This window comes from Xenorhabdus sp. IM139775, assembly GCF_028598745.1.
Lineage (GTDB): Bacteria > Pseudomonadota > Gammaproteobacteria > Enterobacterales > Enterobacteriaceae > Xenorhabdus.
Genome location: NZ_JAQRFK010000005.1, coordinates 34,395 through 59,193, shown reverse-complemented (window position 1 = coordinate 59,193; position 24,799 = coordinate 34,395). Strand labels below are relative to the sequence as shown.

The 24,799-nt window shown below is 45.3% G+C and carries 22 protein-coding genes; 14 read left to right on the top strand and 8 right to left on the bottom strand.

All coding sequences use genetic code 11. The features are described from left to right. Positions 1–39: 39 nt before the first annotated feature. A complete protein-coding gene (gene fumC / locus PSI17_RS02035) occupies positions 40–1,434 on the bottom strand; it encodes a class II fumarate hydratase (RefSeq protein WP_273550355.1) in 1,395 nt (464 codons plus the stop codon). A gap of 174 nt (positions 1,435–1,608) precedes the next feature. On the opposite strand from fumC, the gene manA reads away from it, so the two are divergent. The 3 genes from manA to add all read left to right on the top strand — a co-directional run bounded on the left by manA (position 1,609) and on the right by add (position 5,602). Then, positions 1,609–2,781, top strand: a complete 1,173-nt coding sequence (gene manA / locus PSI17_RS02030; protein ID WP_273550354.1) for a mannose-6-phosphate isomerase — start codon at positions 1,609–1,611, stop codon at positions 2,779–2,781. A 159-nt stretch (positions 2,782–2,940) separates the two neighbouring features. After that, on the top strand, positions 2,941–4,479 hold the full coding sequence (locus tag PSI17_RS02025) for a YdgA family protein (RefSeq protein ID WP_273550353.1): 1,539 nt from the start codon (positions 2,941–2,943) through the stop codon (positions 4,477–4,479). Between the two features lie 121 nt (positions 4,480–4,600). Beyond that, entirely contained in the window at positions 4,601–5,602 is a 1,002-nt protein-coding gene (add, locus tag PSI17_RS02020) for an adenosine deaminase (RefSeq protein ID WP_273550352.1), read from the top strand. A 106-nt stretch (positions 5,603–5,708) separates the two neighbouring features. Here add and PSI17_RS02015 read toward each other — a convergent pair whose 3' ends face one another. Together PSI17_RS02015 and PSI17_RS02010 are read right to left on the bottom strand one after the other, a co-directional pair. Next, positions 5,709–6,689, bottom strand: a complete 981-nt coding sequence (locus PSI17_RS02015) for a bile acid:sodium symporter family protein (RefSeq protein ID WP_273550351.1) — start codon at positions 6,687–6,689, stop codon at positions 5,709–5,711. Between the two features lie 37 nt (positions 6,690–6,726). After that, the gene (locus PSI17_RS02010) at positions 6,727–7,767 is read right to left on the bottom strand and encodes an oxidoreductase (protein WP_273550350.1); all 1,041 of its coding nucleotides are present in this window, start codon (positions 7,765–7,767) and stop codon (positions 6,727–6,729) included. Positions 7,768–8,081: 314 nt separating this feature from the next. Between PSI17_RS02010 and PSI17_RS02005 the strand changes: the two genes are divergently transcribed. The 10 genes from PSI17_RS02005 to bla all read left to right on the top strand — a co-directional run bounded on the left by PSI17_RS02005 (position 8,082) and on the right by bla (position 18,257). Continuing rightward, positions 8,082–8,522 (top strand): DUF2569 domain-containing protein, encoded by a 441-nt coding sequence (locus PSI17_RS02005; RefSeq protein ID WP_273550349.1) that lies wholly within the window; start codon positions 8,082–8,084, stop codon positions 8,520–8,522. Positions 8,523–8,641: 119 nt separating this feature from the next. Further along, on the top strand, positions 8,642–9,223 hold the full coding sequence (rsxA, locus tag PSI17_RS02000; protein WP_273550348.1) for an electron transport complex subunit RsxA: 582 nt from the start codon (positions 8,642–8,644) through the stop codon (positions 9,221–9,223). Then, entirely contained in the window at positions 9,223–9,846 is a 624-nt protein-coding gene (gene rsxB / locus PSI17_RS01995; RefSeq protein WP_273550347.1) for an electron transport complex subunit RsxB, read from the top strand. The genes rsxA and rsxB overlap by 1 nt, the downstream gene beginning before the upstream one ends. After that, a complete protein-coding gene (gene rsxC, locus PSI17_RS01990; protein WP_273550346.1) occupies positions 9,839–11,848 on the top strand; it encodes an electron transport complex subunit RsxC in 2,010 nt (669 codons plus the stop codon). Before rsxB ends, rsxC begins: the two co-directional genes overlap by 8 nt. Before the next feature lie 12 nt (positions 11,849–11,860). Beyond that, positions 11,861–12,940 carry an electron transport complex subunit RsxD gene (gene rsxD / locus PSI17_RS01985; RefSeq protein ID WP_273550345.1) on the top strand — a complete coding sequence of 360 codons (1,080 nt, stop codon included), beginning with the start codon at positions 11,861–11,863 and terminating at the stop codon, positions 12,938–12,940. A gap of 17 nt (positions 12,941–12,957) precedes the next feature. Further along, complete coding sequence (gene rsxG / locus PSI17_RS01980; RefSeq protein ID WP_273550344.1) at positions 12,958–13,584, top strand: electron transport complex subunit RsxG; 627 nt, start codon at positions 12,958–12,960, stop codon at positions 13,582–13,584. 2 nt (positions 13,585–13,586) lie between these two features. After that, complete coding sequence (locus tag PSI17_RS01975) at positions 13,587–14,291, top strand: electron transport complex subunit E (RefSeq protein ID WP_273550343.1); 705 nt, start codon at positions 13,587–13,589, stop codon at positions 14,289–14,291. A gap of 14 nt (positions 14,292–14,305) precedes the next feature. Continuing rightward, positions 14,306–14,938 (top strand): endonuclease III, encoded by a 633-nt coding sequence (nth, locus tag PSI17_RS01970; protein WP_273550342.1) that lies wholly within the window; start codon positions 14,306–14,308, stop codon positions 14,936–14,938. A gap of 375 nt (positions 14,939–15,313) precedes the next feature. Further along, positions 15,314–17,248, top strand: a complete 1,935-nt coding sequence (locus PSI17_RS01965) for an exoribonuclease II (protein WP_273550341.1) — start codon at positions 15,314–15,316, stop codon at positions 17,246–17,248. A gap of 73 nt (positions 17,249–17,321) precedes the next feature. Then, a complete protein-coding gene (gene bla / locus PSI17_RS01960; RefSeq protein WP_273550340.1) occupies positions 17,322–18,257 on the top strand; it encodes a class A beta-lactamase in 936 nt (311 codons plus the stop codon). Positions 18,258–18,315: 58 nt separating this feature from the next. Here the strand turns inward: bla and yciH are convergent, their stop codons facing one another. From yciH to PSI17_RS01940, 4 genes are read right to left on the bottom strand one after another with little or no spacing between them, the layout of a single operon-like run. Then, positions 18,316–18,639 carry a stress response translation initiation inhibitor YciH gene (gene yciH, locus PSI17_RS01955; protein ID WP_273550339.1) on the bottom strand — a complete coding sequence of 108 codons (324 nt, stop codon included), beginning with the start codon at positions 18,637–18,639 and terminating at the stop codon, positions 18,316–18,318. After that, positions 18,632–19,372 carry an orotidine-5'-phosphate decarboxylase gene (pyrF, locus tag PSI17_RS01950; protein ID WP_273550338.1) on the bottom strand — a complete coding sequence of 247 codons (741 nt, stop codon included), beginning with the start codon at positions 19,370–19,372 and terminating at the stop codon, positions 18,632–18,634. The genes yciH and pyrF overlap by 8 nt, the downstream gene beginning before the upstream one ends. A 38-nt stretch (positions 19,373–19,410) precedes the next feature. After that, on the bottom strand, positions 19,411–20,580 hold the full coding sequence (gene lapB / locus PSI17_RS01945; RefSeq protein ID WP_273550337.1) for a lipopolysaccharide assembly protein LapB: 1,170 nt from the start codon (positions 20,578–20,580) through the stop codon (positions 19,411–19,413). A gap of 6 nt (positions 20,581–20,586) precedes the next feature. Further along, positions 20,587–20,901, bottom strand: coding sequence for a LapA family protein (locus tag PSI17_RS01940; protein WP_273550336.1), 315 nt, complete (start codon positions 20,899–20,901; stop codon positions 20,587–20,589). Between the two features lie 370 nt (positions 20,902–21,271). Between PSI17_RS01940 and ribA the strand changes: the two genes are divergently transcribed. Then, positions 21,272–21,880: a GTP cyclohydrolase II gene (gene ribA, locus PSI17_RS01935; protein WP_273550335.1), complete on the top strand. Its 609-nt coding sequence runs from the start codon at positions 21,272–21,274 to the stop codon at positions 21,878–21,880. Between the two features lie 97 nt (positions 21,881–21,977). Here ribA and acnA read toward each other — a convergent pair whose 3' ends face one another. Next, on the bottom strand, positions 21,978–24,698 hold the full coding sequence (acnA, locus tag PSI17_RS01930) for an aconitate hydratase AcnA (RefSeq protein WP_273550334.1): 2,721 nt from the start codon (positions 24,696–24,698) through the stop codon (positions 21,978–21,980). Positions 24,699–24,799 lie beyond the last annotated feature (101 nt).

The window sequence follows — 24,799 nt, the reverse complement described above, 5'->3', positions numbered from 1 at the left end:
TTTATTCTTGCTTATAACAGGCAAATTACTTCATTTTGCCTACTTCATGCTGCCAACCATATCTTCCGGGCGAACCCACGCATCAAATTCAGCTTCAGTCAAGTACCCTAACTGAAGTGCTGACTGTTTCAGCGTCAGCCCCTCTTTATGCGCTTTCTTGGCAATCTCAGCAGCCTTATCGTAGCCAATATGCGTATTTAATGCCGTGACCAGCATCAGTGATTCATTCAGCAGTTGAGTAATGCGATCACGATTAGGTTCAATACCAATAGCACAATGCTCATTGAAACTACGCATGCCATCCGCCAGCAAACGAACGGATTGCAGGAAGTTATGAATAACCATTGGACGGAACACATTCAGTTCAAAATTACCGGACGAACCCCCGATATTGATCGCCACATCATTACCCATAACCTGAGCACATAACATGGTCATCGCTTCACACTGAGTCGGGTTCACTTTACCTGGCATGATGGAGCTACCTGGCTCATTTTCAGGAATGGCGATTTCACCAATACCGCAACGAGGACCGGATGCCAACCAACGGACATCGTTAGCAATCTTCATCAATGATGATGCCAAGCCTTTCAGTGCGCCATGTGAGTGAACTAACGCATCACACGTTGCCAGTGCTTCAAATTTATTTGGTGAAGTAACAAAAGGATGGCCGGATAATTCAGCAATTTTCTGCGCAACACGAACGGCATATTCAGGATGCGTATTCAGGCCTGTACCGACTGCGGTGCCCCCCAGAGCCAGTTCACACACATGAGGAATGCTGTTTTCAATGTGTTTCAGGTTATGCGTCAACATCGCAGCCCAACCGGAAATTTCCTGACCTAAAGTCAACGGCGTTGCATCTTGCAAGTGAGTACGGCCAATTTTTACGATGTCTTTAAATGCGTCTGCTTTATCGGACAACGTTTTCTGTAGTACTGTTAACTCGGGTAACAGATGGTCACGTAATGCAGTCACTGCCGCAACATGCATGGCGGTCGGGAAAACGTCATTCGAGCTTTGGCTCTTGTTAACATCATCGTTAGGATGAATCAAACGTTCGTTGCCCCTTTTGCCACCAAGGATCTCACTACCACGGTTCGCCAACACTTCATTCATGTTCATGTTGCTCTGGGTTCCCGAACCGGTCTGCCAGATAGCAAGGGGGAATTCTGTTGGGTGTTTGTCTTCCAGCACCTCTTTCGCCGCAGCAATAATTGCTTCACCACGTTCTTTAGGCAGAAGGCCCAGATCCATATTGACACTGGCCGCGGCTTGTTTAGTCAATGCAAGGGCATGAATCAATGCAACAGGCATTTTTTCCTGAGAAATACGGAAATGCTCTAGTGAGCGCTGAGTTTGCGCCCCCCATAATTGGTCAGCAGGTACTTCGATAGGTCCCATTGAGTCTTTTTCAATGCGAGTGGCTGCCATTACTATCTCCTTAGCACACAGAATAATTGAATACGCCGGAATAAACTTTGCAGATAAAATTAGTCGGCATCTGTTTATAATGCCATAAATTTATTATCGATAATGCGACCTAATCGTGTTTATTGTATTGTTGTCATATGAATAAGTGACTTTTTTATTATAGGAAATTCCGCCATGCTGAAAATGACCAACAAAATCCAACATTATGACTGGGGAAGTAAAACCGCCCTGACGGATATTTATGGTATCGAAAACCCGGACAATCAGCCAATGGCAGAACTGTGGATGGGCGCACATCCGAAATGCAGTTCACTGGTCACCGATCCTCAAACAGGCGAACCGATTGCCTTAAATACCTTGATCGACAAAGAACCCGAAAAATACCTTGGGGAAAAGGTCGCCCGGCAATTCCAGCGTTTGCCTTTCTTGTTTAAAGTATTGTGTGCCGCGCAACCCCTGTCTATTCAAGTGCACCCTGATAAAACTTCGGCTGAACTGGGCTTTGCCAAAGAAAATGCGCAGGGGCTCCCGTTAGATTCAGCACAACGCAACTATAAGGATGATAACCATAAGCCTGAACTGGTCTATGCCCTGACCCCCTTCAAGGCCATAAATGCTTTCAGGCCCTTATCGGAGATCGCGCAATTATTGGGTTATGTTTCCGCTGCGCATCCCGATATTCAAACATTCCTCCAGCAGCCGACTGAACAACATTTGTCGTTTCTCTTTTCACAATTATTGAATATGCAGGGAGAACAAAAACACCTGGCGATTGCGGTGTTAAAATCAGCATTAAACAGTCAGCAGGGCGAGCCGTGGAATACCATCAAAAAAATGACCTCGTTCTATCCCGATGACAATGGGCTGTTTGCACCACTCCTGCTCAATGTGGTTGAACTCGAACCCGGTCAGGCGATGTTTTTGTATGCCCGCACGCCCCATGCCTATCTTGATGGCGTCGCCCTGGAGGTCATGGCCAATTCTGACAATGTGTTGCGTGCCGGCCTAACCAGTAAACATATTGATGTACCTGAATTAATGGCGAATCTGGATTTTATTCCAAAAGCTGCCGATACTTTGCTGACTGTGCCAAAACAGGAAAAAAATGCGCTGAATTACCCTGTTCCTGTCAATGATTTTAGTTTTTCTGTTTATTCTGTTTCAGAACAACCCATTTCACTGGCGAATGATTCAGCATCAATTCTATTTTGTGTTGGAGGACATGCCGTTATCAGCACGGATAAGCAGCAATTGCGATTGTTCTCAGGTGAATCAATCTTCTTATCTGCTATAGAAAAAATCGTAACTGTTTGTGGTAACGGGAAAATCGCTAAAGTATCTAATTAATGAGATTAGATTCATAAAGTTATAATTATAGCTCTTGGTTGTTAATCACATTTCCAGTGAAAACAGATTAAAAATATTTTAGCTAGACTATACACTTAACAACCATTTTTGACATAAATACAAAACGCATCACACGCGTTAAAAGGATGGAATTTCCACATGAAAAAATCGTTAGTTGCAGTAAGCGTTGTTGTTGCTCTGGGTGCGGTATGGACAGGGGCATCATGGTATACAGGCAAGGCACTTGAAAGTCGTCTGGATAGCTTCATAAAGAAAGCCAACACAGAGTTGGCAAAATCATTGCCTGAAAGTGGCATAGAATGGCAGGCAAAAGATTTCAAACGCGGTATTTTTAGCTCCGATGTCCGTTTCATCCTAACCATCAAAAATGGTGTAAAAAATGCCGACATCTCACCCAATGAAGAGATCATTTTTAAATCGACGATTGATCATGGGCCATTTCCCCTTGCCAGCCTGAAGACCTTCAGCCTGATACCCAAAATGGCTTCTATCCATTCAGAACTTGAACAAAGCGATGCCCTGAAGGCGCTATTTGACTTCACCAATGGAAAATCACTGTTTAGCCTGGATGCCAAAGTCGGTTATGGCGGTGCAATTTCTACCCACGTTGATTTGATTCCTATCAATCATACAGAAACCAAAAAAAATGGTGAGCAGCGAGTTCTGTCATTCTCAGGCGCCAAAATCAGCGCCGAAACGAATCGTGATTTAAGCGCATTTTCATTTGCAGTCAAAAGTGATGAACTGTCTTTCAGTGATCCGACTAAACAAGAAAGCATCGCACTTAAGGGCATTGATTTCAAAGGGGATAATAAAAAAGGTAAGTTCGATATCTATATCGGGGATCAAAGCTACAATGTTGGCGAGTTCAGCATGAACGGCATTCCTAATGAACCCAATATGTCCCTTAAGGGTATAAAAGTGACCTCCAATTTGGGCGAGGATAAAGACGATCTGAATATCAAAGTCGCTTATGGCGTTAATGGTGTAAAAATTAAGGATATCGAGTTTGGTTCCGGTCAGTTAGCGTTGGGCATGGAGAAATTAGATGGCCAGTCTGTGCGTAAATTTACCCAAGCCTATAATGACGCGACAGAAGCCGCCTTGACGACAGATGGATCATCTTATGATACGGCCGCTTTAGCTGTTCTCAGTAACTTACATCTTCTTCTGAATAACGATCCACAATTCAGCATTTCTCCTTTTAACTGGAAAAACAGCAAAGGTGAAAGTTTAATCGATTTCAAACTTTCCCTGCAAAACATTCCGGAAGATAAAAAAGCGCTGAACCAAATGGAGCCGGAAGAAATGGTTCGTACTCTGGTTCAAGGGTTATCGCTGAACGTTAACATCTCTAAGGCCATGCTGATAGAATCTATCGTACAGTCAGAAATGCTGGACGGTAAAGATAAAGATGCCGCAGAAGCTAAAGCAAAACTACAGGTTCAAATGGTGGCGCAGGAAGGGGTTAAACACAAAATCCTGACTGATGAAAATGGGATCATTGGCCTTGACTTCCACTACGCCAATGACAAAGTCAAATTAAATAACAAAGAATCCAGCTTACATCAATTCCTGCTTGATAATGGCCTTGCCGGAACCTATGATGGTGAACAAAATCAGCATGATGATGAGTCTGATGCTGAACTCCCTGCCGTTAAAAGTGAAGTTAAATAAGCACATAGTTAATCACTAAGATTAAGTTGATAATTAAATCGACAGTGCTTTCGCTTTCTTGCCAGTCAACATGTTGACTGGCTTTTTTGTATATATAAAATTTGATAAGAAGGATAAGAAAATGATTGACATACAGCTTCCACTGACCGATTTACACCGCCACCTTGACGGTAATATCCGTCCCGAAACCATTTTGGATCTCGCCCGTCAACATAATATCCCACTCCCGGCTTATGAGCTGGAAGCATTACGTCCCCATGTCCAAATCATTGAAAATGAACCTAACCTCGTCAGCTTCCTGCAAAAGTTAGACTGGGGAGTAACTGTACTTGCCGATTTAGAGGCTTGCCGCAGAGTCGCCATTGAGAATGTTGAAGATGCGGTCAATGCAGGTCTTGATTACGCTGAACTGCGTTTCTCCCCTTATTACATGGCGATGAAGCACCAGCTTCCCGTCGAAGGTGTCGTGGAAGCCATCATCGATGGTATTCACTCAGCAAGCCTGCAACATGATATTCAGATCCGTTTAATTGGTATCCTGAGCCGAACATTTGGTGAAAAAGCCTGTAGTCAGGAACTCGCGGGACTGTTGGCCCATAAGCAACACATCACCGCATTAGATCTGGCCGGTGATGAATTAGGGTTCCCAGGTCATCTCTTTGAACAACATTTCAACCAAGCGCGTGATGCGGGCTGGAATATCAGCGTACACGCCGGCGAAGCCGCGGGAGCTGAAAGCATTTGGCATGCTATTCGTGAATTGGGTGCCACCCGTATTGGACACGGCGTGAAAGCCATCACCGATCCGGCCCTGATGGATTATTTAGCTGAACACGGCATCGGGATTGAATCTTGCCTGACATCAAACCTGCAAACCAGCACCGTCAATTCCTTACAAACCCACCCGTTGAAGCAATTCCTTGAGCACGGTATTTTGGCATCAATCAATACGGATGATCCCGCAGTAGAAGGCATTGAAATTCGTCATGAGTATCATGTTGCTGCGCCGGCGGCGGGGCTGTCTCCAGCACTGATCCGGCAAGCGCAGATTAATGGGTTGGCAACCGCATTCCTCAGCGAAACGGAAAAACAGGTACTCAAAGATAAAGTCGCCAACCGTTAAGAAACGCGATTTATTTCAGGGATAATCATTCCAAGGACGATATTTCAAAGATGGTATTTCAGAAACAGTATTCCAAAGGCAGAAAACGTCTCTGCCTTTTTTGTTTTTATTTTGTTCTCAGGCGTTGCGCATAACGGTGAGCAAGTACAGCACAAACCATCAATTGGATCTGGTGGAAAATCATCAACGGTAATAACATCACACCGACTATTGGCGCAGGAAATAACACATTAGCCATTGGTACACCATTCGCCAAACTTTTCTTCGAACCACAAAACACAATGGTAATTTCGTCATCTTTGCTAAAACCCAGTAAACGCGCGCTATAGACATTAATGATTAAAACCATAGCCAATAAAACGCAGCAGACAACGCCAATCATCAGCAGTGAATAGGCATCGATTTTATGCCAAATGCCTTCCACCACCGCTTCACTAAATGCGACATAAACCACCAGCAAGATAGACGAACGATCCGTCATGTTGACCCATTTCTTATGCTTTTCTACCCAACCGGCAATCAGGGGGCGCGAGAAGTGGCCAACAATAAAAGGCACCATCAGCTGTAAGATAATATCTTTTATCGCTTGCCACGTATCGGTATGCGCACCACCTTCATGAGTCTGGATCAAAAAACCCACTAATAAAGGAGACAGGAACACCCCTAATAAACTTGAAGCGGAAGCACTGCATATTGCCGCCGCAACATTTCCCCCGGCCACGGAAGTAAAAGCGATAGCCGATTGCACGGTGGCAGGTAAAGCACAAAGATAGAGAAACCCCATATAAACCGTTGGTGACATCCATTCCGGCACGATGAAACTTAATCCCATTCCCAGTATGGGAAACAAAATAAAGGTGCTGGTGAAAATCACCAAATGCAACCGCCAGTGCCCTATCCCTGCCCAAATAGCATCACGGGATAACTTCGCGCCATGCATAAAAAATAACAGCGCAATAGCCGCGGTGGTTAAGTATTGAAACCACGTTTTAGCTTCACCTTCACAAGGAAAGAACGATGCAATGATGACTACCGTAATCAGTATCATTAAAAAAGGATCAATTCTTAATTTTTGCAATATGTTCATCAATATAACTCCCCTTGCCCTACCTGCCGCTGTTTAATCAATCAATTAAAATCGTGCGTTGTTCCTTTGCCGATTTCTCACCTGCCTCAATCAGTTTCATAATCAAAATAGCTTCACTGGCAGTCACTGGATTAGGTTTCCCAAACAAAATCGCATCACGAATAGCCGCATAGTAAGCACCATAATTACCCGGCACAGTTGGAATAACTTTGGTCACCAAATCATTATCTTGTGACAACGTCACATAACCATCCCGTGCATCATATCCCCAGTCTGCCCGTGGCGGTCTTTCTCCTGCTTTCAGCCGCTCTTCCTGAGGATCAAGACCATACTTGGTATAACTGCCAGCCAGTCCATGCAAAGTATAAATAGGTGATTCTACCGCTGAGAGCATGGTTGCATGTAATACCACTTTCAAATCAGGATAAGTGAGCTGGGCATGAAAATAATCCGCAGTCTCTGCATCTGGACGTATCATGCCTAAATCTGTTGTGATGGCGTGGGGTTTGCCAAAGAGTTGAACTGCCTGATCCAGTAAATGCGGGGCTAAATCATACCAAATCCCGCTGCCAGCTCCGGCAGCTTCACGCCAACGCTGGCGAACTGCGGGACGATAACGATCAAAGTGGGATTCATAATATTTCAGTGCGCCCAATTTATTTTCTTGAATAATTGATTTTACGGTCAGAAAGCCCGAATCCCAACGACGATTATGGAATACAGACAGCAATAATTTCGCCTCTTCGGCTTGTTTTTTCAGTGAATTAGCCTGTTCTACGGTAATGGTAAAAGGCTTATCGACGACAACATGTTTACCCGCAGCCAACGCTTTTTGAGTCAATGGGTAGTGCGTATCATTGGGTGTCGGGATCACAATAAGGTCAATATTGGGATCATTGAAGAGAGCTTCCGGCGAAGAAACAACGGATATTTTTGACCAATCTTTTTTAACTTTATCTGCATCACTACTGGAAATAGCAACCAATTCAACATTGGGTGTCCCCATAATCAATGGTGCGTGGAACGTTTGACTTGCATAACCATAGCCGACCAAACCGACTTTTAAGAAATCACTCATAATTGCCCCTAAAAAATGATCGTAATATCCCGTCAATGCTACACGTAAATACTATATGCAAATACTACATGCAAATACTGTAAGCAGGTAACAAAGCATCAGAAAGTACCACTACCTATCACACGTTAGCAAATAAACGCGGCATTGATGCTTCTGTCATGATGAGCCACAGATCCTCTTCCTCTACTGGCGTGCATGAATCCATTCTGACAGAGACAGGCCCGCCTTAACTTTTGCTAATTCCACTACGACTCTCTTTTTCCTATAATCATTTCCCTATGTCAAAAACACGTATGTTGGAGTGAAAAATTCTTATGTATCAATCCAATGATTATTATCGTATTAACGGCTGGTTATTAGCGCCTGCCGCCTATCTCATCATGACACTAATTGCGGCCAGTTTGATGCTGCTGTTATATACGATGACGTTTATCCATAAAAATGAAGCTATTCATCAAATCAGCGGCAGCTTTACTACGCTGTGGTATATTTCGGTATTAACCACGGCAATAATGTGGTGTTTGACTGCCTGGGTATTAAAGCTACTTTTTATTCGTTCGAAACGATTCCCGCGTATTTTTATTATTTGGCTGATGCTTTCCGTTCTGATAGCAATAAAAACCTTCGCCTTTTCGCCCATTTCTGATGAAATGGCAATACGCTCCCTATTATGGCCATTACTGGCCGCCGCTGTTTTCGCTCCTTATATTAAACGCTCCCATCGGGTGAAAATGACTTTCACACAAGATCGATAACATACCCCACAATTGATTGTTATCATGCCCCCACTTGCCCCACATTCAAGTGGGGTAATTTCTATTCAAACGATGTAAGCAGTGTTCCATTTTCCAATCTATTATTTTCAGGTATAGCAATGACTGAATACCTTCTGTTATTTATTGGCACAGTTTTGGTCAATAATTTTGTTTTAGTAAAGTTCTTGGGTCTATGCCCATTTATGGGGGTTTCCAAAAAACTCGAAACCGCCATCGGCATGGGGCTGGCAACAACTTTTGTGCTCACTCTGGCTTCTATCAGCTCATGGCTGATAAACTCGTTTATTCTTATCCCGCTTGATTTAGTTTATTTACGCACCCTGAGCTTTATCCTCGTTACGGCAGTCGTCGTTCAGTTTACTGAACTCGTCATCCGCAAGACCAGTCCGGCACTTTATCGTCTCTTGGGGATTTTCCTGCCATTGATTACCACCAACTGCGCAGTACTGGGTGTCGCGTTACTCAATGCCAATCAATCCCACGGCTTTTTACAATCTGCTGTCTATGGTTTCAGCGCTGCCGCGGGTTTTTCTCTCGTCATGGTGTTGTTTGCCGCTATTCGAGAACGTCTGGCCGTTGCCAATATTCCGACTCCTTTTCGTGGTTCATCGATAGGGCTTATTACTGCGGGGTTAATGTCCCTCGCATTTATGGGCTTTAGTGGTTTGGTGAAATTCTGATGATGTCATTATGGATAGCTATCGGCGTGTTAAGTGTACTCGGATTAGCCTTTGGCTTAATTCTTGGTTTTGCTGCCCGTCGTTTTAAAGTAGAAGAAGATCCCATTGTTGAAAACATCGATAATTTGTTACCCCAGAGTCAATGTGGGCAGTGCGGCTACCCTGGTTGCCGCCCTTACGCGGAAGCTGTCGCCAACAATGGCGAGATGATCAACAAATGTGCTCCCGGTGGCGAGCCGGTTATGCTCAAAATTTCTGAGTTATTAAGTGTTGATCCACAACCGCTGGATGGCGACGAAAATGTTCAGAATCCAGCCAGGAAAGTGGCTTTCATTGATGAAGAAAATTGCATAGGCTGCACAAAATGCATTCAGGCTTGTCCTGTGGATGCCATTATTGGCGCAAACCGTGCCATGCACACCGTTGTTGAAGATCTCTGCACAGGTTGTGACCTGTGTGTCTCACCTTGCCCAACAGATTGCATTACGATGATCCCCGTTGCTACGACGACCTCAAATTGGAAATGGGATTTAAACACCATCCCAGTAAAAAACATTCCTGCCACCCCAGACCCAGCTTTGTTCTCTCCAGCGAAGCATGTTGAGGTTAAAACCAATGTTTAATCTGCTTAACTTGCTTAATAAGCATAAAATCTGGGATTTTGATGGTGGCATCCACCCGCCAGAAATGAAACTGCAATCTAGCTGCACCCCATTGCGCCATGCTCCATTGCCGGATGAACTAATCATTCCCCTCCAGCAACATTTGGGACCAGAAGGTGAATTGTTGGTTAAAACGGGTGATAAGGTCTTAAAAGGCCAGGCGTTAACGGTTGGTGTGGGCAGAACAGTCCCTGTTCATGCGTCCACATCAGGGACAATTATCGCTATTGAACCTTGCGTTACAGCACATCCTTCTGGACTGAAAGAATTGTGTGTCCGGTTGCGGCCTGATGGCAAAGACCAATGGGGGGAACGTACCCAAGTCGCTGATTACACAACACTGGATGCCGATGAAATATTGAAACGCATTCAGCAAGCGGGTATTGCCGGCTTAGGCGGTGCAGGTTTCCCCACTGAAACAAAACTCAAAGGTGGACGGCGCAATCTCAAGACGCTGATCATCAATGCGGCTGAGTGTGAACCCTATATCACCGCTGATGACCGTTTAATGCAGGAACATGCGCAAGAAATTATTGAGGGTGTCCGCATTTTAATACACCTGCTCAATCCCAAGCAGGTGCTGATCGGTATTGAAGATAACAAACCTGATGCCATTAGTGCCCTAAACACCGCTCTCAATGGTGATAAATCCATTATTGTACGGGTCATTCCAACCAAATATCCCTCTGGTGGTGCCAAACAACTGACCAAGATCCTGACCGGGAAAGAAGTTCCTTCTGGCGGCCGTTCTTCTGGCATCGGCGTTCTCATGCAAAACGTGGGTACCGTCGTGGCGATAAAGCGAGCTATTATTGATGGTGAACCATTAATTGAACGTGTCGTCACGCTGACAGGTGAAGCTGTTACTTCTCCCGGTAATTTCTGGGCTCGTCTTGGCACGCCGGTTCAGTTCCTGTTACAACAGGCTGGATTTCACTCAGGATCGGAACAAATGGTCATTATGGGCGGGCCATTAATGGGTTTCACCCTGCCTGACTTGAATGTTCCCATCGTCAAAATCAGTAACTGCATTCTTGCACCTTCGGTACAAGAGATGGAACCTAAAGCCATTGAGGAGGCGTGCATCCGCTGCGGTTTATGTGTTGAAGCCTGTCCTGCCGGATTATTGCCTCAACAACTGTATTGGTTCAGTCGAGGGCAAGAACATGAAAAAGCCAAAGATCACCATTTATTTGACTGTATCGAATGTGGTGCCTGTGCCTATGTGTGCCCAAGTAATATTCCTTTAGTTCAATACTATCGACAAGAAAAAGCCGAAATACAGGCTATAGACGCAGAGGCACGCCGCTCTGCTGAAGCTAAAATACGTTTTGAAGCCAAACAGGCACGTTTGGAACGGGAAAAACTGGCGCGCGAAGAACGCCATAAACAAGCGTTGATTCAAGTAGATAGCAGTGATAAAAATGCAGTACAAGCAGCTCTTGCCCGTGTGAAGGAGAAACAGGAGAATACGGGTGAATCTATCACTGTGCAAGCAGGCCAATTACCTGACAATGCAGCAGCCATTGCAGCACGCAAGGCCAGAAAAGAACAGTTACGTGCTCGTCAGGCAGAGAAACAAATTACCACAAGCCCAGATATAGAGATATCAACACCGGCGGCTGAGGACAGCGATCCGCGTAAAGCCGCTCTCGCCGCTGCGATAGCCAGAGCAAAAGCCAAAAAAGCCGCACAAAACCAATCTGAATCAACGCCACCACCGGTGGTTTCCGAAGAGCCGGAAGAGATTGATCCGCGTAAAGCTGCCGTCGCTGCGGCCATCGCCCGTGCCAAGGCAAAAAAAGCCGCACAAAACCAATCTGAATCAACGCCACCACCGGTGGTTTCCGAAGAGCCGGAAGAGATTGATCCGCGTAAAGCTGCTGTTGCTGCGGCCATCGCCCGTGCCAAAGCGAAAAAGGCCGCACAAGATCAAGAAGAACAACGGATTACAACAGAATAGTGAAATTTATCGATGAAATTTAGGCCAGTAAAAACTGACAACACCCCATTAAAAGTCGCAAGTTCGCCTTTTACACACAATCAAAAAAGCACCAGCCGGATCATGTTTTGGGTGGTTTTAGCTGCTATACCCGGTATTGTGATACAGACCTATTTCTTTGGTTATGGAACATTATTCCAGATCTTGTTGGCTGTCATTACGGCATTGTTAGCGGAATCCGCGGCTATTGCCCTGAAAAAACAATTAATACTTCCCTATCTCAAAGATAATTCGGCCTTAGTCACAGGATTGCTTTTAGGTATTAGCCTGCCGCCATTGGCACCATGGTGGCTAATCGTGCTCGGGACATTTTTTGCCGTCATTATCGCTAAACACCTGTATGGCGGACTTGGGCAAAACCCATTTAATCCTGCCATGGTTGGCTATGTCGTTCTGCTGATCTCATTTCCTATCCAAATGACCAGTTGGATGCCACCGGAATCTTTACAGGCATACACGTTAACGCCATGGGATAGCCTGATGGTTATTTTCACAGGACATACGCCAGAGGGTTCCACTTTATTGCAATTGCAGCAAAGTATTGATGGAATGAGTCAAGCCACACCACTGGACAGTTTTAAAACGGGCAGACTAACCCACAATATTGATGAGGTATTACAACAACCTATACTACAAGGCGTTTTGGCTGGTATCGGCTGGCAGTGGGTCAATATTGCCTATTTGGCTGGCGGCCTGATAATGCTCAACCGAAAAGTCATTAGCTGGCAAATCCCAACTGCATTTATTTTGTCGCTGGGTATTTGTGCCGCGATTAGCTGGTTCCTTGATCCCACTCGCTATTCACCACCTTTATTGCAACTCTTTTCCGGTGCAACCATGTTGGGCGCATTTTTTATTGCGACCGATCCAGTGAGTGCCTCAACAACACCAAAAGGTCGCCTGATTTATGGAGCCATGATAGGTGGACTTATCTGGATAATTCGTGTGTGTGGTGGTTATCCGGATGCAGTGGCATTTGCAGTATTACTGGCCAATATATGTGTACCACTTATTGACCATTACACTCAGCCCCGTGCTTACGGCCACAAATAGGAAAGGGAGAATATACTATGTTAGAAACTATGCGTCGTCACGGTATTACCCTTGCCATTTTCGCGGCCTGCACCACAGGGCTAACCGCACTGGTTTATTCGTTGACAAAAGACCGGATCGCCGAACAGGCAGCCTTACAGCATAAGGTACTGCTGGATCAAGTTGTTCCCCCTGCTCTATACGATAATGATATGCAGAATGAATGTTATTTAGTGACAAACATTGCCTTAGGCAACGAGCAACCTCACCGGCTTTACCTCGCTCGTAAAAAAGGCGCTCCAATTGCCGCTGCGTTAGAAAGCACAGCGCCTGATGGCTATTCAGGGGCGATTCAATTACTGGTGGGCGCGGATTTTTCTGGCAATGTGCTAGGTGTTCGTGTCACTGAACAGCATGAAACACCGGGTTTGGGCGACAAAATTGAGGCTCGAATTTCCGGTTGGATCTATGCTTTCTCTGGCAAAAAAGTGATGTCAAAAGATGATCATCTCTGGGCGGTTAAAAAAGACGGTGGAGAATTTGACCAATTTACCGGAGCAACCATTACCCCCCGTGCTGTCGTCAATGCCGTTAAACGAACAACGCTTTATCTGGAAACCGTACCGGAACAACTGTCTTCGCTACCCGCTTGTGGAGAGAAATAATCATGAATGAAACGAAAAACCTATTTATTCAGGGGATCTGGAAAAACAACTCCGCGTTGGTACAGCTTTTAGGGCTTTGCCCTTTATTGGCCGTTTCCTCCACGGCGACCAATGCCTTGGGATTAGGCTTGGCGACCACATTAGTCTTAATGTGTACCAACATTGCAGTGTCAGCCTTACGACGTTGGGTGCCCCATGAAATTCGTATTCCCATTTATGTGATAATCATTGCGTCTGTCGTCAGTGCTGTCCAGATGTTAATCAATGCCTTTGCTTTCGGGCTTTATGAGTCATTAGGTATTTTTATTCCCTTGATTGTGACGAACTGTATTGTCATCGGCCGCGCTGAAGCCTACGCCTCAAAGAACTCAATCTATCATTCGACGATTGATGGTCTTTCCATGGGGCTGGGAGCAACGTTTGCCTTATTTGTTTTAGGTGCCATGCGAGAAATTCTGGGAAACGGGACTCTTTTTGATGGTGCAGATTTATTACTGGGTAGTTGGGCCAAATCACTGCGTATTGAAATCATTCATATGGACTCCCCTTTCCTGCTCGCTATCCTCCCACCCGGTGCTTTTATTGGGTTAGGTTTGCTGCTGGCAGGAAAATATCTCATTGATGAACGCATCAAGGATCGGGCAAAAAATGAAGAGCGCCGGTATAACGTAGAAAAAGGCTGTGGAAGTCATATTACAAGAAGCTAAAGGTGTAGCCAGACATGAATCAACAAAAACGGGTTGAAATACTTACCCGCTTACGGGATAACAATCCACACCCAACGACTGAACTGGTGTTCAACTCTCCATTTGAGTTGCTCATTTCTGTTTTGTTGTCTGCGCAGGCTACCGATGTCAGCGTGAATAAGGCGACGGCAAAACTGTATCCCATTGCCAATACCCCGCTGGCGATCCTTGGTTTGGGCGTTGAGGGTTTAAAGGCGTATATAAAGACCATTGGGTTATATAACACCAAAGCCGAAAATGTGATCAAAACCTGCCGGATATTACTGGAAAAGCATCAAGGAGAAGTGCCGGAAGATCGCGCAGCGCTGGAAGCATTGCCGGGTGTCGGCCGGAAAACGGCTAATGTTGTTTTAAATACGGCTTTTGGTTGGCCGACCATTGCCGTTGACACCCATATTTTTCGCGTCAGCAATCGGACTCAATTTGCATCCGGGAAAAACGTTGATGAAGTTGAAAAGAACTTATTAAAAGTTGTGCCATCCGCATTCAAGGTTGATTGCCACCACTGGCTGATTTTACACGGTCGTTATACCTGCATTGCCCGTAAACCGCGCTGTGGCTCTTGTATTATTGAGGATCTTTGTGAATATACGGATAAAACCGAATAGTCAAAAACCATAAAACCTTCCCCTTTTAACTCTCCATCAGTCTGTCCCCTGTTTAATCATTATGACAGGCGACAGGCTATATAAACCATTATCGTTGTATTCTCCTATAACTAAATTGAGATGAATTAATCTCCTGCATGGCTTTTTGTGTTTTGGCGTTGATGGATGTGTTGATAGTGTGAAACTAAATAAGCATGTTGTAACTAAATACCATTGCTAATTTATATAGCCTGTTTTCTCCTACGAACGTCTCATTTTTTGGGCTTACACCACAATTTTTCCTGTTTTGATAAGATGTTACTTGCTCCACACTCCCGATTCGCGTAAAACTGTTATCCAAAATTATCGATAATAACTCCACATTCTCCAGATATTATGTTTCAAAATAATCCGCTGCTTGCGCAGCTAAAACAGCAACTTTACGCCCAGACCCCGCGCGTAGAAGGTTTAGTCAAAGGAACTGAGAAAGGCTTTGGATTTTTAGAAGTCGACGGTCAAAAAAGTTATTTCATTCCACCTCCCTACATGAAAAAAGTCATGCACGGTGATCGAATTACCGCTGCAATCCACACAGACAAAGACAAAGAAATTGCCGAGCCTGAATCTCTGGTTGAACCCTTCCTGACCCGTTTTGTCGGCAGAGTCCAGAAGAAAGAAAACGACAATCGATTATGGATTATTCCTGATCATCCCTTATTAAGGGACACGATCCCTTGCCGTCCAGCAAACCAAGTTGACCATGCATTTGAACAGGGTGATTGGGCCGTGGCTGAAATGCGCCGGCATCCCCTGAAAGGCGATCGCGGTTTTCACGCTGAAATCACTGGCTATATTACGCAAGGTGATAACCACTACGCGCCATGGTGGGTAACATTAGCTCGCCACAATCTGGAACGTAATGCACCTGTAATGACAGATTGCCAACTGGACGAGAGTGCCGAACGCATCGATCTGACCGCCTTTGATTTTGTCACGATTGACAGCGCAACCACCGAAGATATGGATGATGCCCTGCACATCACCAAAAATGATGATGGCAGCCTGAAACTGTCTATTGCCATTGCAGATCCCACGGCTTATATCAAAGCGGGTAGTGAACTGGACAAAATTGCCTATCAACGCAGTTTCACCAATTATCTGCCGGGTTTCAATATTCCAATGCTCCCGCGTGAGCTATCTGATGATCTATGCTCCCTGCGCCCTAATGTGCGCCGCCCGGCTCTGGTTTGTCAGGTTTCCATTCTGGAAGATGGCCAATTGGCCGATGATATTCAATTCTTTTCGGCATGGGTTGAGTCTAAATTTAAGCTGGTTTATGACGAAGTTTCTGACTGGTTAGAAGGCCAAGAAGGTTGGGAACCAGAGTCAGACGCCGTTACAAGCCAAATCACCCTCCTGAAAGAGATGTGTGAACGTCGCAATAGCTGGCGCCTGCAAAACGCGCTGGTTTTCAAGGAGCGCCCAGATTACCGGTTTATCCTTGATGAAGGCGGCAATGTTGTTGATATCGTTACGGAACAACGCCGTTCAGCCAACCGCATTGTTGAAGAAGCCATGATCACAGCGAATTTATGTGCTGCTAAAATTCTGCGTGATAAGTTGGGCTTTGGTATTTATAACGTCCATACTGGCTTTGAACCTGCCCAGATTGATCAAGCCGTTGAAGTCCTTAAAGAGCACGGCATTGAAGTTGAGGCTGAAGCATTACTGAAACTGGAAGGGTTCTGTGAATTGCGTCGTGAACTGGATAAACAACCGACCCAGTTCCTGGACAGCCGTATCCGCCGTTTCCAAACGTTTGCTGAAATCAAAACAGAACCAGGCCCGCACTTTGGTTTAGGATTTGATGCTTACGCGACTTGGACATCCCCTATCCGTAAATACAGCGATATCACCAACCATCGTTTGTTGAAAGCAATTATTCAGCAAGCTGAGTCAGACAGACCCACTGAAGATCTTTGCCTGCAACTGACAGACCGCCGTCGGGCTAACCGCATGGCAGAGCGTGATGTTGGTGATTGGCTCTATGCCCGTTTCTTGCAACCTCATGCCGGCACAGATAAAACATTCCCGGCAGAAATTATCGATATCACCCGTGGTGGCCTGCGAGTTCGGCTGGTAGATAACGGTGCCGTCGCTTTCGTTCCCGGACCTTTCCTGCATGCCGTTCGTGATGAAATTCAATGCAGTCAGGAAACCGGTTCCGTACTCATTAAAGGCGAAACTGTTCACCGTTTAAATGACATCATCGATGTCCGCATTGAAGATGTCAGAATGGAAACCCGCAATATTGTGGCACGCCCTGTGTAGGCTAATTCCACATGTCATTTCCATAAAATATCTCTGCCGCCATTTATGGCGGCAGTTTTATAAGGACTCCCACATGCTGTTTTCTTCATTGAACCGGATTGGTTTTACGACCGTCCTTGCTTCCTTACTGGGAGGATTATTCACTCTCCCAGTCAGTGCAACTGCTCATAAAAATCAAATTATTCACCAGAATGAAACATCACCTTCAAAAAAGACAAATGAGATCATCCACCAGCTTGCCATGTTGGAGAAGAAAGCTAATGGCCGGCTTGGGGCAGTATTGATAGACACATCTGATCACTCTACCCTCACTTACCGTGCAAACGAGCGTTTTCCTCTATGCAGCACCAGTAAGTTGATGGCGGTATCAGCAATTCTGAAAAAAAGCGAAACAGATGCTCACTTATTAAACCAGCGAGTTCACTATCAATCAGCAGATCTTGTTGAATACAGCCCAGTGACAGAAAAACATCTCAAAGAGGGTATGACGTTGGCAGAATTGAGCGCCGCAACACTACAATATAGTGATAATACCGCGATGAATCTGCTTGTTAATCAATTGAATGGCCCAGATGGTGTCACGAAATTTGCCCGTACTATCGGTGACCATTATTTTCGTCTCGATCGCCAAGAACCTGAATTAAACAACGTCGTGCCAGGCGATGAACGCGATACTTCCACCCCGCAAGCCATGGCAAAAAGTTTATCTCATTTAGTGTTGGGAAATGCTTTGGCGACAGCGCAACGTGAACAATTAGCTGAATGGTTAAAAGGAAATACAACCGGTAGAGCCAGCATTCAAGCAGGAGTCCCCAAGGGTTGGATTGTGGGAGATAAAACAGGCCGCTGCGATTACGGTACAACCAATGATATTGCGGTAATTTGGCCGGTGCCCGAACGTGCACCATTAGTTTTGGTCACTTACTTCACTCAGCCAGATGATAAACAAGCCCGTGCCCGCCCTGACGTATTAGCTGCCGCCGCACATATTATGACTCAAATTTTTTAGTCTGACTAACAAGCTATACAGCCAATAAACTGCATAGCTTGCTTATAACAAATTGGATTTAGCCTCCGGCCAATTTGACTTTCATTCCTTTTGCTTCCAGCAATTGTTTCAGCAAATCACGCTTATCACCTTGGATTTCAATTTCACCCTCTTTGACAGAACCGCCACAGCCGCATTTTTTCTTCAATTCGGCTGCCAAGTCAGCCAACGTTTGGTCATCGGCATCGATGCCCCTGATCACACAAACCCCTTTCCCTTTACGGCCACTGGTTTGGCGCTGAATACGCACAACCCCATCACCTTTCGGACGAGCAGGAGTTATTTTTTCTTCCTGAATGCGGCCACTCTCCGTCGAATAAACCAAGCGGGAGTTATTATCCATGAATGACTCCAATCGATTGATTAATCTGCGCTAATGCCAGTGCGGGATTTTCAGCTCTGGTAATTGGCCGCCCGATCACCATATAGTCCACCCCTGCCTGAACCGCCTGAGGGGGGGTCATAATCCGACGTTGATCGCCCGCTTCTGTGCCTTCAGGACGAATACCCGGTGTAACAAGTTGGAATGCTTGGCCACATACTGTTTTCAACTGCTGTGCTTCATGTGCTGAACAGACGACACCCTCTAAGCCACACTGCTTAGCCAATAATGCCAGACGTTCAGCCTGTTGAGCCGGTGCCACATTAATTCCGGTGCCTGCTAGATCAGCGTGTTCCATACTGGTCAGCACGGTAACAGCAATTAACAGGGGTGCATCCTTACCATAAGGCAACAATGCTTCTTTAGCGGCGGTCATCATCCTCGCACCACCACTCGCATGAACATTAACCATCCAGACGCCTAATTCAGCCGCAGCCGCAACGGCTCTTGCCGTTGTATTGGGAATATCGTGGAACTTAAGATCCAAAAACACATCAAAACCACGCTGATGCAGCGTCTGAACAAATTGCGGGCCATACAGGGTAAACATTTCTTTACCCACTTTCAGACGACAGGATTGTGGATCGATTTTATCGACAAATGCCAGCGCGGCTTCCTGATTATCATAATCCAGTGCAACAATAACAGGCGAGTCAATCTGTTTATCTAAAGTTTGAATTGTATGGGAAGTCATTTTCAGGCCCTTTGATTTATTAATTAATCGTGACAGTGTCACTGACCATCCAATCCTCGGATCGGTTTAATCGAATCCCAAGAACGGCATGATGGACAATGCCAATATAACGAGCGGGAAGTGAAGCCACATTTATGGCATCGATAATCAGGTTTCGTGCAGATTTGCTCACCTACCATATTACGCAAAAGGATCAGGCTTTCTTTCGCACGCCCTTCTTCTGCCTCTGCCAGATGGTAATCCATCAAACGATAAAATAGTCTCATTGTTGGATGGCGTTCCAACTGACGGTTAATGTATATTTGAGCAACTTCACGCCCTTCTTTTTTCTCAAGGATCTCAGCCAGATGAAGTTCAGCGATCGCACCACACTTTTCGTCTACACAGCGCTGGACAAAAGATTGCCACTCATCCGGCAGGGAGAGCTGATGGTAACATTCTTGCAACATTGGCAAAGATTCACTGACCAGTTGTTTATCCTGATCGAGAATACGTTTCAGCGCATGGGTTGCTTTAAGATATTCCCCTTGGGCCATATAGATACGGCCAAGCATAATAGAAGTACGGGCACAATTTTTGTCTGCTTGGGACGCTTTGTTCAAATAACCGATCGCATCAGTAAAATCGTCACTTCCCATACATTGCAGGGCCAATTCACAATAGAAATGCGCAATTTCTTCCCGAAAATGGTGTTTGCCCAGTTTTACGAGTTTTTCAGCGATATCAATGGCTTTATTCCAGTCACTGGTTGACTGGTAGATGGTTAGCAAGGAATTGAAGGCGCTTTCACGGAAATCTGTTTCGTCAATGAGCTGAACAAACATGTTCTCAGCGCGGTCATAGACTCCGGCGGCCATATAATCTTGCCCAAGTTGCCGGATCGCAAGTAAACGCTGTTCAAATGTCAGGGAAGCGCTTTCCATCAGGGATTGGTGAATACGGATGGCTCTTTCAACTTCACCACGGGAACGGAACAGATTTCCCAGTGTCAGGTGGGCCTCGAATGCAGAACTGTCCTCTTTCAGCATGTCAAGAAATAGATCTACTGCCTTATCCTGCTGATTAGAGAGTAAAAAATTAACACCATCAACATATTCACGTGAAAGGCGATCAGCCGATTGCTGTTTGTCTTGTTGAGCACTTCTGCGCCCCATATACCAGCCATAAGCCGCAGCAATGGGAAGCAACAGAAACAACAGCTCTAACATGGAGAATTATTCCTTGGTTAATGCTACGGTAGATACGGCCTTTGTGGATGATTCAGATGGCTTCCCCACTTGGGTTTCCAGTCGCTTGATTTTGCGTTTCGCCTGCCGCAAAGCAACACACGTGCGCAGGTAAAAAGCCCCACAAATGCCCCAACCGAGGATAAAGCCAACTGCAAACAACGCAGCCAGCAATGTAGATACAGAATAATCACCTTTGGCAATCAAATAATTAAACGTCACAATCTGATTATTATTCGCTCCCAGTGTCACTGAGATAACAAAAACGGCCAGTGCCAGTAATAAGATCAGAAAATATTTCACATTTCTTCCTGTTATCTATCGTTGCTGATGGGTTATGCCAAATAACAGACATAGTGGCGTGTTAAATTAGCATTTCTCGTCTACGCACGTCTACGTAAAGGAAGCAATTTATTGCAACAAACGCAGATTTCCCTCTATTTTCCTCTTATTATGAGGAGTACATCTGCAAAAATCTGCCTATAGTTTAGCATGTTAATGGGTTTCCCATTAAACAACCTGACGCTTTATATTCATGCATATTAATAATTTCTGTTACAATGCGTCAGCGTGCATGCGTTGTAATCAGAGAAATTTTTCTGCGTAGTTTTAGCTGATTTCTCAACCGGTATTGTTCTGAGTACACAATATTTATAACGAGTCAAATCAACATATGAATACAAAAATACAGCTAAAACGAGTAGCTGAAGCAAAATTACCTACGCCCTGGGGCGAGTTTTTAATGATTGGATTTGAAGAAATCAAAACGGGCCGCGATCATGTTGCCCTTGTTTTCGGCGATATTTCTGGCGATAAACCTGTCTTGTCGCGTATTCACTCAGAATGCCTTACTGGAGATGCTTTATTCAGCCTGAGATGCGACTGTGGTTTTCAATTAGAAGCCGCGCTTGCGCAAATTAGTCAGGAAGGTCGTGGTATTTTACTTTATCACCGCCAAGAGGGTCGCAATATTGGCCTGCTGAATAAAATTCGTGCCTATGCTTTGCAGGATCAAGGTATTGATACCGTTGAGGCCAACCATCAGTTAGGTTTCGCTGCGGATGAAAGGGATTTTACCCTGTGTTCAGATATGTATAAGTTATTGGATATTAATGCCGTTCGCCTTCTTACCAACAACCCTAAAAAAGTTGAGATCATGATAGAAGCGGGTATCAATATTGTCGAACGTGTCCCGCTGATTGTGGGGCGTAATCCCCAAAATGCGTACTATTTAGATACCAAAGCCAGCCGAATGGGTCACCTGCTGCCAAAATCAAACTAAACATTTTCTCATTGCTTTTCGTCAGATCTGCAAAAAAACTGCGTCGGTGTGGACGCAGTTTTTATTTTTTCTGATGGACACTTATTTCAGTTTTTTGTCATTTCAGCATATTACGAATAACATAATGTAAAATACCATCATGATAGAAATAGGCCAGTTCTGTTCCCGTATCAATACGGCAACGGGCATCAATCACAATTTCCTGTCCATTGGCATAAGTTATCTTCACCGCAATGGTCTGCCCCGGCTGAATATGAGCTAAGCCTGTAATATCAATTCTCTCTTCTCCTGTCAGGTTTAATGTCTTGCGACTAACACCTTGAGGAAATTCCAATGGCAAGACCCCCATACCAATCAAGTTAGAACGATGAATACGTTCAAAAGATTCTGCAATCACAACGCTAACTCCCAGTAATCTTGTCCCTTTTGCAGCCCAGTCACGGCTTGATCCTGAACCATATTCTTTACCCGCAATAACGGCTAAGGGGATTTTTTCCTCTTGATAACGCATGGCAGCATCATAAATGGCGAGTTGGGATTGTGAGGGAATATGACGGGTATATCCTCCTTCAACCCCTGATACCATCTCATTGCGGATACGAATATTGGCAAACGTTCCTCGCATCATCACTTCATGATTACCACGCCTTGAGCCATAAGAGTTAAAATCTTTTGGTGCAACGCCGTGCTGTTGCAAGTAACGTCCGGCAGGACTGTCAGCCTTGATATTTCCCGCCGGAGAAATGTGATCCGTCGTGACTGAATCGCCTAAGATCGCCAAGATGTGGGCTTGATGAATATCTGTAACGGGTTTAGGTTCAGCCGTCATGTCACTGAAGAAAGGAGGATGCCGTATATAGGTGGAATCCGGCTGCCAGACATAAGTTGCAGAACTTTCGGCACTCAGGGATTGCCAACTTTCGTCACCATCAAACACAGAATGGTATTCTTTATGGAACATTTCAGTTCTGACTTTTCCAACCGCTTCCGCAACTTCTGCACTATTAGGCCAGATATCTTTCAAATAAACATCATTGCCTTGTTGATCTGTCCCGATAGGCTCCCGCGTCAAATCCTTTTTCATACTGCCGGAAAGCGCATAAGCCACCACCAGCGGCGGTGATGCCAACCAGTTTGTTTTCACCAGCGGATGAATACGTCCTTCAAAATTGCGGTTACCGGAAAGCACCGCCCCAACGGTGAGATCAGATTGCTTGATTGCGGCTTCAATCGGATCAGGCAATGGCCCAGAATTACCAATACAGGTAGTACAACCATACCCGACCAAATTAAAACCCAGTTGTTCCAGATAGGGCATGAAACCGGCCAGTTCCAGATAACTTGTGACGACTTTCGAACCGGGAGCCAGTGAAGTTTTAACCCACGGTTGACGCTGCAAACCTTTTTCAACCGCTTTTTTAGCGAGTAAGCCCGCCGTCATCAATACGCTGGGATTAGAGGTATTGGTACAAGAAGTAATAGCGGCAATCACTACAGCCCCTTCTTGCAGTGAAAAGGTTTGGTTATCTAAGGTCACCGATACTGCTGATAAATGCGTTTGCGTTTTATGGAGATCCAACTCTGTAGCAGACTGAAAAGCCTGTGGTACATCTCCCAATGCAACTCTGTCCTGAGGACGTTTCGGTCCGGCCAGACTGGCTTCAACGATTGACATATCCAACGCAAGCGTACTTGTAAAAACCGGCTCATCACCCGCGTTACGCCATAAGCCCTGAATTTTGCAATAGGCTTCAACCAACGCGATTTCTTCTTCATGACGCCCGGTTAAGCGCATGTAATCTAATGTAATGTCATCGACCGGAAAGAAACCGCAAGTTGCCCCATATTCAGGAGACATGTTGGCAATGGTTGCCCTGTCTGCCAGCGGCAAATCAGATAATCCATCACCATAAAATTCAACAAATTTGCCCACCACACCGTGCTTGCGCAGCATCTGTGTCACAGTCAGTACAAGGTCGGTTGCTGTGATCCCTTCCTGCAATTTTCCGGTCAGTTTAAAGCCAACAACATCTGGGATCAGCATAGAAACGGGTTGCCCCAGCATGGCGGCTTCGGCTTCAATGCCTCCAACGCCCCAGCCCAGAACACCTAATCCATTAATCATGGTGGTATGAGAATCCGTTCCGACCAGCGTATCAGGATAGGCAAAATTTTTACCATCCTGATTTTCATGCCAGACGGCTTTCCCCAGATATTCAAGGTTAACCTGATGGCAAATCCCCGTTCCAGGAGGGACAACGCGGAAACGATTGAAAGCCTGCTGCCCCCAGCGTAAGAACAGATAACGTTCATAGTTGCGTGCCATCTCTATCTGAACGTTTTCTGAAAATGCCTGCTCAGTGCCAAATTTATCAACCATTACCGAGTGATCAATCACCAAATCAACCGGGGATAACGGATTGACCTGTTCGACATTTCCACCGAGTTTCAACACTGCTTCCCGCATCGCCGCAAGATCCACGACCGCCGGTACACCCGTAAAATCCTGCATCAGTACACGGGCGGGACGATACGCAATTTCTCGGTTTGCATGACCGGTTTTTTGCCATGCCACCAACGCTTTCAAATCATCTTCCACAACAGATTCACCATCCATGTTGCGCAGGAGATTTTCCAGCAGGACTTTCAGGGATTTCGGCAAGCGGGATATCTCGCCCAATTGTTCAGATAACAGAGGTAAACTGTAATAGTGATAGGTTTTACTGCCAGAGGGCTTACTACCAATAGATTCATTGTCACTCGTTTTGCTTCCAATCAAGAGTGTTGAAGCACAGTCTGTTTTCAATCTCAACGACATAACTCCTCCTTTCTTATTATTTATGGTCAGCTACATCATTAAACATAACATATAAGCAAATATTTGTTATTCCATTGTCACGCATTTTGTTAACTGGTTGT

Excerpts from the sequence above, each read along its gene's own strand:
- fumC (WP_273550355.1), bottom strand. The coding sequence starts at position 1,434 with ATGGCAGCCACTCGCATTGAAAAAGACTCAATGGGACCTATCGAAGTA.
- manA (WP_273550354.1), top strand. The coding sequence starts at position 1,609 with ATGCTGAAAATGACCAACAAAATCCAACATTATGACTGGGGAAGTAAA.
- PSI17_RS02025 (WP_273550353.1), top strand. The coding sequence starts at position 2,941 with ATGAAAAAATCGTTAGTTGCAGTAAGCGTTGTTGTTGCTCTGGGTGCG.
- add (WP_273550352.1), top strand. The coding sequence starts at position 4,601 with ATGATTGACATACAGCTTCCACTGACCGATTTACACCGCCACCTTGAC.
- PSI17_RS02015 (WP_273550351.1), bottom strand. The coding sequence starts at position 6,689 with ATGAACATATTGCAAAAATTAAGAATTGATCCTTTTTTAATGATACTG.
- PSI17_RS02010 (WP_273550350.1), bottom strand. The coding sequence starts at position 7,767 with ATGAGTGATTTCTTAAAAGTCGGTTTGGTCGGCTATGGTTATGCAAGT.
- PSI17_RS02005 (WP_273550349.1), top strand. The coding sequence starts at position 8,082 with ATGTATCAATCCAATGATTATTATCGTATTAACGGCTGGTTATTAGCG.
- rsxA (WP_273550348.1), top strand. The coding sequence starts at position 8,642 with ATGACTGAATACCTTCTGTTATTTATTGGCACAGTTTTGGTCAATAAT.
- rsxB (WP_273550347.1), top strand. The coding sequence starts at position 9,223 with ATGATGTCATTATGGATAGCTATCGGCGTGTTAAGTGTACTCGGATTA.
- rsxC (WP_273550346.1), top strand. The coding sequence starts at position 9,839 with ATGTTTAATCTGCTTAACTTGCTTAATAAGCATAAAATCTGGGATTTT.
- rsxD (WP_273550345.1), top strand. The coding sequence starts at position 11,861 with ATGAAATTTAGGCCAGTAAAAACTGACAACACCCCATTAAAAGTCGCA.
- rsxG (WP_273550344.1), top strand. The coding sequence starts at position 12,958 with ATGTTAGAAACTATGCGTCGTCACGGTATTACCCTTGCCATTTTCGCG.
- PSI17_RS01975 (WP_273550343.1), top strand. The coding sequence starts at position 13,587 with ATGAATGAAACGAAAAACCTATTTATTCAGGGGATCTGGAAAAACAAC.
- nth (WP_273550342.1), top strand. The coding sequence starts at position 14,306 with ATGAATCAACAAAAACGGGTTGAAATACTTACCCGCTTACGGGATAAC.
- PSI17_RS01965 (WP_273550341.1), top strand. The coding sequence starts at position 15,314 with ATGTTTCAAAATAATCCGCTGCTTGCGCAGCTAAAACAGCAACTTTAC.
- bla (WP_273550340.1), top strand. The coding sequence starts at position 17,322 with ATGCTGTTTTCTTCATTGAACCGGATTGGTTTTACGACCGTCCTTGCT.
- yciH (WP_273550339.1), bottom strand. The coding sequence starts at position 18,639 with ATGGATAATAACTCCCGCTTGGTTTATTCGACGGAGAGTGGCCGCATT.
- pyrF (WP_273550338.1), bottom strand. The coding sequence starts at position 19,372 with ATGACTTCCCATACAATTCAAACTTTAGATAAACAGATTGACTCGCCT.
- lapB (WP_273550337.1), bottom strand. The coding sequence starts at position 20,580 with ATGTTAGAGCTGTTGTTTCTGTTGCTTCCCATTGCTGCGGCTTATGGC.
- ribA (WP_273550335.1), top strand. The coding sequence starts at position 21,272 with ATGAATACAAAAATACAGCTAAAACGAGTAGCTGAAGCAAAATTACCT.
- acnA (WP_273550334.1), bottom strand. The coding sequence starts at position 24,698 with ATGTCGTTGAGATTGAAAACAGACTGTGCTTCAACACTCTTGATTGGA.